Origin of the sequence: Kutzneria sp. 744, from assembly GCF_000568255.1 — a bacterium.
Classification (GTDB): Bacteria; Actinomycetota; Actinomycetes; order Mycobacteriales; family Pseudonocardiaceae; genus Kutzneria.
The window spans coordinates 1,031,797-1,043,083 of sequence record NZ_KK037166.1; the positions used below are offsets into that span (position 1 = coordinate 1,031,797).

At 71.9% G+C, this 11,287-nt stretch carries 9 protein-coding genes; all 9 read right to left on the reverse strand.

Translation table 11 applies throughout. The features are described 5' to 3' along the window. Positions 1–794 (reverse strand): FtsX-like permease family protein (locus KUTG_RS60735; protein ID WP_043715104.1); only part of this gene is annotated, 794 nt, incomplete at its 3' end. Next, positions 791–1,510 (reverse strand): ABC transporter ATP-binding protein, encoded by a 720-nt coding sequence (locus tag KUTG_RS04500; protein ID WP_052393934.1) that lies wholly within the window; start codon positions 1,508–1,510, stop codon positions 791–793. The genes KUTG_RS60735 and KUTG_RS04500, both read right to left, overlap by 4 nt. A gap of 121 nt (positions 1,511–1,631) precedes the next feature. Continuing rightward, the gene (locus KUTG_RS04505; RefSeq protein ID WP_052393936.1) at positions 1,632–3,137 is read right to left on the reverse strand and encodes a glycosyltransferase family 39 protein; all 1,506 of its coding nucleotides are present in this window, start codon (positions 3,135–3,137) and stop codon (positions 1,632–1,634) included. Positions 3,138–3,201: 64 nt separating this feature from the next. Beyond that, on the reverse strand, positions 3,202–3,960 hold the full coding sequence (locus KUTG_RS04510) for a sugar phosphate isomerase/epimerase family protein (protein ID WP_043715107.1): 759 nt from the start codon (positions 3,958–3,960) through the stop codon (positions 3,202–3,204). Then, a complete protein-coding gene (locus KUTG_RS04515; protein ID WP_043715109.1) occupies positions 3,960–4,880 on the reverse strand; it encodes a glycoside hydrolase family 6 protein in 921 nt (306 codons plus the stop codon). The genes KUTG_RS04510 and KUTG_RS04515 overlap by 1 nt, the downstream gene beginning before the upstream one ends. Positions 4,881–4,897: 17 nt before the next feature. After that, positions 4,898–7,102: a glycoside hydrolase family 9 protein gene (locus KUTG_RS04520; RefSeq protein ID WP_232240658.1), complete on the reverse strand. Its 2,205-nt coding sequence runs from the start codon at positions 7,100–7,102 to the stop codon at positions 4,898–4,900. Beyond that, a complete protein-coding gene (locus KUTG_RS04525) occupies positions 7,099–8,943 on the reverse strand; it encodes a DUF2264 domain-containing protein (protein ID WP_043715111.1) in 1,845 nt (614 codons plus the stop codon). Before KUTG_RS04525 ends, KUTG_RS04520 begins: the two co-directional genes overlap by 4 nt. Further along, positions 8,940–9,947 (reverse strand): hydroxyacid dehydrogenase, encoded by a 1,008-nt coding sequence (locus tag KUTG_RS04530; RefSeq protein ID WP_043715113.1) that lies wholly within the window; start codon positions 9,945–9,947, stop codon positions 8,940–8,942. The genes KUTG_RS04525 and KUTG_RS04530 overlap by 4 nt, the downstream gene beginning before the upstream one ends. A gap of 54 nt (positions 9,948–10,001) precedes the next feature. Next, positions 10,002–11,069: a substrate-binding domain-containing protein gene (locus KUTG_RS04535; protein WP_043715115.1), complete on the reverse strand. Its 1,068-nt coding sequence runs from the start codon at positions 11,067–11,069 to the stop codon at positions 10,002–10,004. Positions 11,070–11,287: the final 218 nt, after the last annotated feature.

Consider the following 11,287-nt stretch of genomic DNA (forward strand, 5'->3'; position numbering starts at 1 on the left):
ACGATGCCGACGGCCGCGCTGACCAGCGACTCGGCGGCGGCGGTTCGACGCACCTGCCGGTCCCCCGCGCCGACCAGGCGCAGCGCGGCCAGCCGCCGATCCCGTTGCGCACCGGCGATGCGGCTGCTCACCGCGACGAAGATGAAGATCGGGACCAGCAGGGCGACGCTGCCGATCACCGTCACGATCAACAGCGTCGGATCCCCCAGGCCCGACAGGCCCTTCTGGCCGAAGGAGTACGCGTCGACCACGGTGGTCAGGCCCGGCCCGACCGCCGGAAGCGGCCCGGCGCCGGCGTAGAACAGCAGGTCGGCCGGGCCGCGGAGGCCGGCGTCGCCGATCGTGCCGACGATCTTCTGCGGGAACCGGGGCCGCAGGTCCGGGTTAGCGTCGAGCAGGCGGGCCAGCGCCGGCGACACCACGACCTGGTCCGGGCCGGGCAGCGCGCCGATGCCGGGCGGGACCGGTGAGTTCGGACCGGTGCCGTGCAGGTAGGCGCCGCTGATGGTGGTGTTGCGGAAGGCCAGGTCGGATGGGAAGTACTGGGTCGGGCTGACGCCGCTGATCACCGCGGAGTTGGCCTCTCGCCCGGCGAGACGGCCGTTCACGCCGCCCGTGATGGTGCCGACCGAGGCAAACAGCAACAGAACGGTGGCCGCAAGTCCGATGCCGACTGTGCCGAGCGCCAGCCGCGCCCAGGACGTCCGGCCGCCGCCGACGGCCAGCCGGATGCCCAGCGTGAAGTCGCGCAGCCAGCTGTCGCGCACGGCCGGCCGCGACACCGTCGACGTCACGGAACATCCCGGGTCTTGCCATCGCGCACGATGACCTCGCGGTCGGAGTAGGCGGCGACCCGCGCCTCGTGCGTGACGAGCACGACGGCGGCGCCGGTGTCCTTGGCCGCCGCCACCAGCAGGCTCATCACCCGCTCGCCGTTGAGGGAGTCCAGCGCGCCGGTCGGCTCGTCGGCGAAGACCACCCGCGGCCCGGCCACCAGCGCACGGGCCACGGCCACGCGCTGGCCCTGACCACCGGAAACGTCGCCCGGTCGCCTCGCGGCGACGTCTGAGACCTCCAGCCGGGCCAGCCACTCGCGGGCCGTCTTGTCGGCGTCGCGGCGGCCGACGCCGGCCAGCCGCAACGGCAGGGTCACGTTCTCCAGGCAGGTCAGTTCGGGCACCAGCTGCCCGAACTGGAACACGAAGCCGAATTCAGTGCGACGCAGGGCGCTGCGCTCCATGTCCGACATGGCGCCGATGTCGGCGCCGGCGTAGTGCACGGCGCCGGCGTCCGGGGCAATGATGCCGGCCAGGCAGTGCAGCAGCGTGGACTTGCCCGAGCCCGAGGGGCCCATGACCGCGACCACCTCGCCCGCGCGCACGGCCAGGCTGGCCCGTTCGAGGGCGGGTGTCGGGCCGAAGGCCTTGGACAGGTCGACGCCGCGCAGCAGCGCCTCCTCGCGTCGGCCGTCGGCCAGCGTGTCGTCCGTGGATGCTGTCGTCACGCTCATCTCTCGTCCGTCCCCCGACTAGTCGAGCCATCATCGGCTTTCCCGGGTGTCCCCGCCTGGTGAGCCCGCTGGCCACTATACATCACGTCTATACGCTTCGTGTATAGCGGATAAACGCAGGTCAGCCCAGGTGGACGAGGCGAGGCCAGAGGTGCTGCCAGGACCACTGCCGGCCGGTGCACACCACGATCGGGGCATGCTGGGCCTGGTTGCCGACGTCCGCGCCGAGCTCCACCGTGCCGACCGTCGCGCACTGGGCGAAGCCCGGAGCCAGCAGATCCGGGTTGATGCCGACCGCCACGGCCGTGGTCGCCGACTCGGGCGGCAGCCAGGTCGCTAGCTCGTTGTGTCCGCTGTAGACGGCGGGCAGGCCGTCGGGCCAGCGAGCCAAGGCGCCGGCCTCGCCGTAGTCCTGGGCCAGCAGGACCGGCTGCTCGCCCGCAGGCAGGCCCGCGACCACGCCCCGCACCTGATGGGCGAGCTCCGGCCAACCCACGCTGTCCCGCACCTCGACGTTGGCCATCGGGATCGGGGTGTGCGCGATCACCGACTCCGGCAACACCGGCAGCGTGAGCACCACCGACAGCCCCGTGTTCAGCGCCAGCGCCCACGCCACCAGGCGACGGCGGCCCCGGCTGAACGCCCACGTGTCCAGCCCGACACAGCCGGCCGCGAGCAGCACGAACAGCAGCGGGGCGGCGTAGTCCATGCGGCCGCCGGCGGCGAAGACCAGGGCCAGCGCGACCGGGAAGCTCAATGCCACCGCGCGGGTCCCCGGCCGCTTGAACAGCCCGACCAGGCCGGCAATCCAGATCGGGGCCAGCGGCAGACCGACCAGGATCAGCTGGCCGGGCAGCATGAACAGCCTGTTCCGGTCGCTGTTGCCGTCCGCGCCGAGGGCGGCGGCCATCTTCAGCTGGGGCCAGTCGTGCGTCGCCTGGTACAGGATGTTCGGCGCGCCGATGACCAGCGCGATCCCCACGCCGGCCAACAGCCAGCGGCTCACCAGCACGCGACGCGGACCCGCCACCAGCAGGCTGACCAGCAGACCGAGGCCGAACAGGGCGATGAGGTACTTGTTGTAGAGGCTCAGGCCGACGGCCACACCGGCCCACAGCCACCACTTGCCCTCGGACCGCAGCAGGGCCTTGAGCGCGAACAGGGCCACGACCAGCCAGGCCACCAGGTCGAAACTCGAGGTCAGCAACGTGTGCCCGACCAGCAGGACGTAGCAGGAGCCAGCGGTGCCCAGCGCCGCGATGACCTGCGCCCGGGCCGAGCCGCCCAACTCCGCGGCAATCATGGCCACGAGCACCACGGCCGCCGCCGCACACAGCGCCGCCGGCACCCGGATGCCCACCGCCGTGTCACCGAACAGGTGCGTGGCCAGGCCCGCCAACCAAGGCGTCAGCGGTGGTTGGTCGACGTATCCGAGCGCCGGATGCTCGCTGAGCATCCGGAAGTACAGCTCGTCGCGGTAGTAGCCGTAGCGCGAGGCCATCGCGACGAGCAGCACCACCACTCCGACCGCCACCGAGCCGATCGCCGGCCAGGCGATCCTCGACGGCGGCCGGACGACCGTCCTGCCCGGACCGATCCTGCGGACTTCGAGCGCGTTCTGTGCCATGCCACGGGACTATACACTGAATGTATACACCGTGCGTATAGACCAGTTTGCGCAGGCCAGGGAGTTACGGCCGGTGGGCGAGCAGCCACCGGGAGGCGGCGTCGAGCGCGGTCCCCACCGGGGCGATATCCGGGTACCAGGCCCGCTCCCACTCCAACGAGACCCATCCGGACCACGCCTGGAGGACCTCGGCGCACTCCGCCAGCGGGACCTCGCCGTCACCAGGCGGCAGCGGCGTCGGGTCGGCCGCACGGGCGTCCTTGAGCTGGAAGTATCCGAGGTAGTCGCCGAGCACGGCCCGAGTGCGGGCGGGCGATTCGCCGTGCCGCCACGGATGCACCGCGTCCCACAACGCGGCCACTGCCCCCGGCATCCCGAGCGGTTCGACGATCGTCAGCACGGCCTCCCCGGTCGGGTGCGAGTCGTGCGTCTCGACGAGCAGCCGCACGCCGGCCGCCCGCACGTCGTCAAGCACCGCCGCGATCCGGTCATGCGCAGCGCCGTCGCCGCCGGGGAACACGCGGATCGACGGCACCCCGAGCTGGTGAGCGAGGTCGACCAGGGCTCGGAGCTCGGCGATCACCGGCCCGTCCGGACCCGGCTCGCACACCTTGGCGTAACCGGCGAGGCAGGCGATCTCCAGCCCCGCGTCGCCGATCAGCCGTCGCGCAGCGGCGGCGGACGCCATGCCGAGGTGGACCTCCTCGTCCGGGTGGGCCCGGATCTCCAGGCCCTCGCAGCCGTGCGCGACGGCGATGCGCACGGCTTGGGCCAGTGGCACGCCGGGCATGCCCAGCGTGCTCACCGCGAACCGCCAGGCCATCAGGTGCCGTTGATCAGTCGGACGGCCAGGTCGGGGCTGAACTGACCGGCCGCGACCGTGGGCGCGACCCCGCACTTGCCGTCGGACACCCCGGGCGTCTTGATCCACAACAGCATGTCCGCGCCGCCTCCGTTCTGCGGCGGTGTGCCGAGCTTGCGTCCGGACGGATTGCACCACTGGCCGTTCGAGCCGTTGCCGTTGCGGCTGGTGTCGATCACGAACCCGGCGACGTGGCCGAGGGCGGCGTTGACGGCGTTGGCGTAGGTGATCGACGAAGCCGTCGTGTAAAAGTTGGACACGTTGAGCGCGAACCCCCGGATGTCGCTGACATCGGCGGACTTCAGCCGACTCGCCATGGTGTCGGCGGCGACCCAGCCGGCGTTGCCGGCGTCGAGATAGGCCGACGCGTTGGAGGCCTTCTCGTGGAACATCCGCGCGGCGAAGGCGAGCATGGTCAGCCGGTCGGCGATGTCCGACGACGACGTCATGCAGCCGATGTCGGCCAGGCCGTCCGGCTCGATGACCACCACCGCGGGCTTGGTCCCGATGCCGGCGGCGAAGCCGGAGATCCACGTCTCGTACGCGCCGACGCCGCTTGCGCCGCCGCTGGACTCGCCGCCGCAGACATCCCGCCCCGGCAGGTTGTAGGCGACCAGCACCGGCAACTGGTTGTGGCTGGCCGCCGCGCCGACGTAACTGCCGACGGTGGCGCCGATGTTCGCGTCATCGCCGAACCAGCGGGCGATCGGCCGGTCGGCAATGGATGCCTGGATCGTGCTGGCCCGGGAATCGCCGGGGTTGGCCCGCACCCAGGCGGCCGGGGCCGAGTCGGGATTGACGTAGAAGCCGGCGGTGGCGGCGTGTGCGGGCACGCCGCCGGCCAGCGTCAGCAGGGTGGCGGAGAGGATGGCCCACCTCATCGTGGACCTCCTTTCGGTTACGGTCGCAGGGAATCGACGAAGCCGGCCAGCCAGGCCAGCGAGGAGTTCCAGTTGATCGCCACCTCGTTGGTGGAGTACGAGTCGATCTCGTCGAGGTAGCACTTGGCCGGCCGGCAGCCCGGCAGGTTCTGCTGCGCCACCGGATCCTGAAGGCCCGAGTTCGGACCGCCGGCCATCGAACCGGCAGGCGGGCTGGGCAGTGCCGGATCCAGCTCGTGGGCGAAGATCCGGTTGTGCTCGTTGTGGCTGGCGCGTTCGCCGTAGCCGGTGATGTAGGACTGGTTCACGGCGTTGCGGCCGAGCAGGTAGTCCATCGACTCCAGCGCCGCGTCGCGGTACCCGGGCCGGCCGGTGAGGTCGTAGGCGGTGGCGATGATCATGGCGTTGTTCGTGGTGGCGCTGTTGGAACCCCACACGTACTGGCCGTCCGTCGGCCGGTAGGGATTGGGATATCCCTGCGACTTCAGGTCTTTCACGTAACCGTCCGCCACCTTGAGCACGCGGGCCCGGGCCTTGAGCACCGTGATCGCCGGGAAGCGCCACGGCGCCCGCACGATCGTCAGATCCGCCAGCGCCCCGGTGTCACGCCAGGAGAAGCCGGCCGAGGTGATGCCGGTGGTGATGTGGCCGAGGTACGTGTGGTCGCCGGTGGTGGCGTACAGCTCCGCCGCCGCCCAGGAGAACTCGTCGCTCACGTCGGTGTCGTCGTAGGCGCCGCCGCCGACGTTGTCGTCGGCCGGGGCGTAGATCGCCGGGTGCGCCAGCGCCGCCTGCCAGGCGGTGCGGGCGGCAGTCAGGCATCGCTGCGCGAAGGCCGTGTCCCACAACGCCCACACCCGTGCACACTGGGCCGCCGTCGCCGCCAGGTTCAGCGTCGCCGCCGTCGACGGCGGGTGCAGGTACCGGGGCTGCGGGTCGTTCTGCGGCATGGTCGGCAGGGGCGTCCAGGCCAGGTCGTGGATCTTGTGGTGGACCATGCCGGCCAGCGGCTGCCCGGCCGGCACCTGCATGCTCAGCAGGAACTCCATCTCCCACCGGGATTCGTCGAGGACGTCCGGGATCCCGTTGTGGTTCTCGGGAATCGCCAGCAGCCCGTCGCCCGGGCGGCCCCACGACCGCTCGTCCATGTCCATCAGCTGCCACGCCGCCAGGCCACCGTTGACCACGTACTTGCCCTGGTCGCCGGCGTCGTACCAGCCGCCGGCCACATCGAGGCTGTAGTCGCAGGTTCCCGGCAGGCACGGCACGCTCGTGTCGCCCTTGTTCGGGGCGACGCCGATGTGGCCGGCGGGCCGGGCGTAGGCCGCGCCGGCGTAGGCGGCCTCGATCGGGGTTCCGCTTCGGTTGTCGTAGAAGTACTCCAGCGAATCCCGGCGCAGCGAGTCGTACAGGTCGGCCTCGATGTCGAACGGCTCGCTGACCGAGGAGCCGACGGCCAGGGTGTAGCCGTGACCACTGCGGCGGTACGTCGAGAAATCGGCGATGTGCACGTGGTCGCCGGACATGGCGTCGCCGCCCTGCACCTTTGTTCGACCCGTGGCGACGGTCCGACCGTCGGAATCCTTGAGCTGCCAGGACAGGGGTCGGTCAGCATTGTCCACAATGGATGCCTGTTTGGGGCCGGACGGCAGGTAGCCGAGCTGGTTGACGCGGACCGGCGAGCCGTAGTCGTGGCCGCCGCCGGGCGGGATCGCGCCGCCGATCAGCGACACGTCGTCCACACAGAACGTGAACGCGCCGGCGTTGGCACCGAGCTGGAAGCCCAGCTGTCCGCTCAGGGTCGCGATCGTCGCCGCACCGGTGAGCGTGAAGGTCTTGGCCGTGGTCCCGATAGTCACGGCCTTGGTGAACATCGACGTGTTGGGCTTCACGGCCAGTGCCAACGCGGCGCGGACCGTGACGTTCGCCGTGGCCGACGCGGTGAAGCGCAGGGTGTACGGCTGGCCGGCCTCCAGGGGGATGTCGTTCTGGCCGATCATCGAGTCCCACGGATTGACCGTGCCCGCCGGCACATCGGCGCAGAGCCGGCCGTTGTCCACTTGGGACGGTGTGCTGCCGCTGCTCCACCACGGCGTCTTGCCGGTGGCGAAGGAGCCGTTCAGCACGCGTTCGAAGCCGTCGGCGTGCGCCGGCGGTGCCAGTGAGGGAGGGGCGAGCGCGACGACGAGGACGGCCGCCATGACCAGCAGGGCGCTTCTCACGAGTGGTTCACCACCAAGGGATCGAAGGCGATTCGGGTGTGGCGGCCGTCCCGCCAGTGCACGAGGATCCGGTCCCCGTCGGGAACCTCGACGACCGGCGACGACGGCGGCGCCGGGTCGGCGGTGAGAATGGCCAGCGCGACGAACAGGGCGCTGCCCTCGACATCGGCCGTCAGCCGGGGCACCGTGGCCGTCGTGGCGAAGGCGGTGCCGTACGGGGCACGGGCCTCGTCACTCGATTCCCAGCCGTGCAAGCGAAACAGCCGCGAGCGCGGCGTCCCCGAGGTCGCCCAGCCGGTGAGCTCGACCCTGGCTCCGCACGGCGCGGCGATCACCCGGTGCACACGCAGCTCCCACGGCCCGCGCGCCACCGTTACGCTCTCCACCCGCAGGCCGGGGCGCATCGGTGAGCCCGACACGAACACGGGTCGGTGCCAGGAGGCGGCCCAGTCCGGCCCGGCGCCGAGCGGGTGGATCCGCCGCCGCACGCTGCCGATCCCGTCGACGATGACGTTGAGGTGGTTGTCGGCGATGTTGCCGGGCCCGGTCGGCCCGGTCCGGGTGGAATACGCCTGCCGGCCGTAGTGCGGATCGTCGCCGGCCGCCGATTCGCCCTCGTCCGGGCGGACGTGGTCGCTGCCATGGTTGTGCACACGGACGATGCCATCGGCCACAGTGGACTGTATCAGCAGGCCCGGCATCGGCAGGGCGACCACGTGGTCTCGTCCCTCGACCGGCGCGGGAAGTTCCTCGTCCGTCCACAACGGATGGTCGCCCGGCGCGAGCAGGCACACGAACGCCTTGGACGCCCAGTACGGCGAAGCAGGGCCGGAATAGTGTTGGGCAGTGGGCGGATGGGGGCCGTGCCAGCCGATGCTCAGCAGCCCCGTCGTATCCACCGCGCCATGATCGAGGAAGTGGCGCAGCGCGCCGCTCAGCAGCCGGCGGGAAACCCCTGGGGCCAGCGGGGTGTCGCCGGTGACCGCGCCGAGCCCGATCGCCGACGCGGCGGCGAAGCGGTAGGTCAGCGACCGGCCGAAGTGCAGCGGCGCGCCGTCGCCGCCGAACATCAGCGCCAGGTCGGCCAGGTGCCGGCGCAGCCGCTCCCCGTGCACGTCCACCTTGCCGGTCAGGTGCGCGTCGAGCACGGGATAGAGGTGCAGCGCCCACCCGTTGTAGTGGTCGAACGCGCGGCCGTCGCCGTCGGAATACCAGCCGTCGCCCCGATACCAGGTGTCCAGCAGCTCCAGGGCCCGGGCGCGGGCGTGCGCCGTCTCGGCGTCGCCCCGACCCACGGATTCCAGGAAACCGGCCACCGTGAACGGAAACAGGTACCAGTTGTTGGGCGACGGCACGTGCCGCAACGCGCCCCGCAGCCAGTCCTCGACGCGGTCCTGGGTCGGCTCGTCGAGGTGGTCCCACAGCCACGGCCGGGTCAGCCGCAGCCCCAGGGCCACCGAGGCGGACTCCACCATGGGCTGGCCGGCGACGTCGTGATCGAGGATGACCGGCCACGACTCCTCGTCGTCCCGGCCGGGCGTGCGGACGCCGGCCCGGATGCCGTCGGCATAGCGCGGCAGCCACCCGTGCGGATCTTCGCCGCCCGCGCCGGCGATTCGACAGGCGGCGGCCAGGAAAGTCCTGGCGTAGCCCTCAAGTCCGTCCGAGCGGACCCCGTTCGACGATGGCCGCCCGGGTAGGTGGAGCAACGCCCCGCGGGGGCTGGCCCACGGCCACGCGGCCTCGACCAGACCGTCGGCGACCGCCTCCCAGTGCCGGCGTGTGTAGCCGGTGCGGGGGCTCAGTCGCCGGTCCTCGGCCGGCAGCCGCGGCATGCTCATGCGATGCGTCCCAGCCCTTCGCGCGGCACCGGATGCGCGAAGCCCCGGCCCGCCGCCCACCGGGCCACCTCGGCCACAGCGGTGTCGGCGAGGCGACGCCACTCGGAGCCTTGCGACCCGGCCAGGTGCGGGGTGATCAGCACATTGTCGTGCTCCCACAAGGGATGTTCGGCCGGCAGCACCTCCGGCTCGGTCACGTCCAGCACGGCGCGGATGCGCCCGGCGGCGGTCGCCTCGGCCAGCGCGTCCTGGTCGAGGATCGCGCCACGGGCGGTGTTGATCAGCACGGCGTCGGGGCGCATCGACGCGATCAGGGCCCGGTCGACCAGCCCGCGTGTGGACGGCAGCAGCGGGGTGTGCACGCTGACCACGTCGCTGCGGGTGAACAGCTGGTCCAGGTCGACCGCTTCCGCGCCTAGCGCAGCCGTTTCCCACGACGTCACGAACGGATCGTGCAGCAGAATCCGGAAGCTGTAGGGCCGCAACAGTTCGATCACCCGGCGGCCGATCATCGACGCGGACAGGATGCCGACGGTGCGGTCGAAGTTGCCGATGCCCGGCGGCGTCGCGAGCCAGTCCTCCACCCGCCGGGACGACCGGTACTCCCGGGCCCGTTCGAGCACCTTCTTGCCGCTCAACAGAATCATCGCCACGGTGTACTCGGCGACCGGCAGCGCGTTGGCCGCGGCGGCGGAGGCGACCTCGATGCCGCTCGCCCAGCATTCCTCGGTGACGTGGCCGCGGACGGAACCGCCGGTGTGCACCACCGCGCGCAGTTGCGGCGCGGCCGCCAGCGCGGCGGCGTCCAGCGGCGGGCAGCCCCATCCCGTGACGAGCACTTCGGTGTCCCGCAACACGTTCCGGGCTCGTGGCGTGGTCAGGTCGTCCAGCGCCGGGCCGGGGGCCAGCTCGCAGACGCGGCGCAGGGCGGCCAGCGCGGTCTCGTCGAGCACAGCCGCGGCGGCGGCCGGCGCCATCGCGAGGGCGGTTCGTGGTCTGCGCACGAACCGAGTATGTGCGGATGAACGCTTTACGGTCAATCGTTGGCGTTCATTCGATCAAACGCTCATTGTCGACCCGCGGACCTTCAACTCGGGCAGCACGGCCACCCGCCGGGGCCGGCTCGGGCCGGCCAAGCGGGCCAGCAGCAGCTCCGCCGCCGCCCGCCCGACCTCGGTCTTCGGCGGCGCAACCGCCGTCAGCGGGGTAACGCCCATCGGCGCGACGACATCGTCGTAAGCCACCACCGAACAGTCCGCCGGCACCCGGATCCCGGCCTCGTCGAGCTGCTGGACCAGCATCAGCGCGTCCACGTCGCTGTGCATCACCGCGGCCGTGGCGCCGACCGACCGGATCAGCTCGGCTACCGGCGGGGAGGCGTCCGGGACATCGGGATCGGCCCGCGAGTCCGGGGCGCTGAGCGTCACCGCCCAGTCCTCGATCTCCGGCCGCGACGCGGCGATCTCCACGAACGCCGACCGCAGCGTGCGCGCCGTCGGGCTGTCGTCGCGGGCCGCGAGCACGATGCGACGGTGGCCCAGCCCCGCCAGGTGGTCGATCGCCAGGTGCATGCCGTACCAGTGATCGGTGCAGGCCGAGTCGGCCGCGTGCAGCACGCTGCCCGCGCGGGGACGGCGTTCCATCAGCACGACCGGCACGGGCAGCTCGGACAACCACTGGTAGTCCGCCACTTCGTCATCGGCCGTCCGCCAGCGCGGGGCGATCAGCAGACCACGCGCACCTTCGGCGACGACGCGCTCCGCGATAGGCCGCTCGGCCCCGGCGACGCGCGGCGCGATATGCAGCACGGCCCGCATGCCACCCGCGGCCAGCGCGGCGCGAGCGCCGTTGACCGCCTCGTCCAGGTACGCATGCCGCTCGGGAATCACCAGCGCCACCGCGGCCTCCTTGGCCCGGACGGGCGGCTGCGGTGCCGAAGGCAGCATGGAGCGGACCACGCCGTGGCCGCGCGCGAGCTTGCCGGCCACCGCCAGCTCCTCCACGTCGCGGCGCACCGTCACCACGGAGACGTCCAGCTCGGAGGCCAGATCCGTCACCCTGGCCTGACCACGGCGGTCGACCACGGCCAGGATCCGCTGCCGCCGATGCTCGCCCGGTTCCCGCATGCCGCCACCCGCTTCTGATCGTTTGATCGCTCGGGGCAGCATAACGATCAGCGGGCGACGGTGCATTTCTGGCCCTCCGACCGGCGCCGGAGTTCTGCTAGCTTCCCGGGAATGCATGGGGGCTCGAAGATCACCAGGACCTTGGTCGCGCTCGTCTGCGTGCTGTCGGCGCTGGTCGGCACCACGGCCAACGCCGCCGCGTGCACCACGACACCGTC

Excerpts from the sequence above, each read along its gene's own strand:
- KUTG_RS04500 (WP_052393934.1), bottom strand. The coding sequence starts at position 1,510 with ATGAGCGTGACGACAGCATCCACGGACGACACGCTGGCCGACGGCCGA.
- KUTG_RS04505 (WP_052393936.1), bottom strand. The coding sequence starts at position 3,137 with ATGGCACAGAACGCGCTCGAAGTCCGCAGGATCGGTCCGGGCAGGACG.
- KUTG_RS04510 (WP_043715107.1), bottom strand. The coding sequence starts at position 3,960 with ATGGCCTGGCGGTTCGCGGTGAGCACGCTGGGCATGCCCGGCGTGCCA.
- KUTG_RS04515 (WP_043715109.1), bottom strand. The coding sequence starts at position 4,880 with ATGAGGTGGGCCATCCTCTCCGCCACCCTGCTGACGCTGGCCGGCGGC.
- KUTG_RS04525 (WP_043715111.1), bottom strand. The coding sequence starts at position 8,943 with ATGAGCATGCCGCGGCTGCCGGCCGAGGACCGGCGACTGAGCCCCCGC.
- KUTG_RS04535 (WP_043715115.1), bottom strand. The coding sequence starts at position 11,069 with ATGCGGGAACCGGGCGAGCATCGGCGGCAGCGGATCCTGGCCGTGGTC.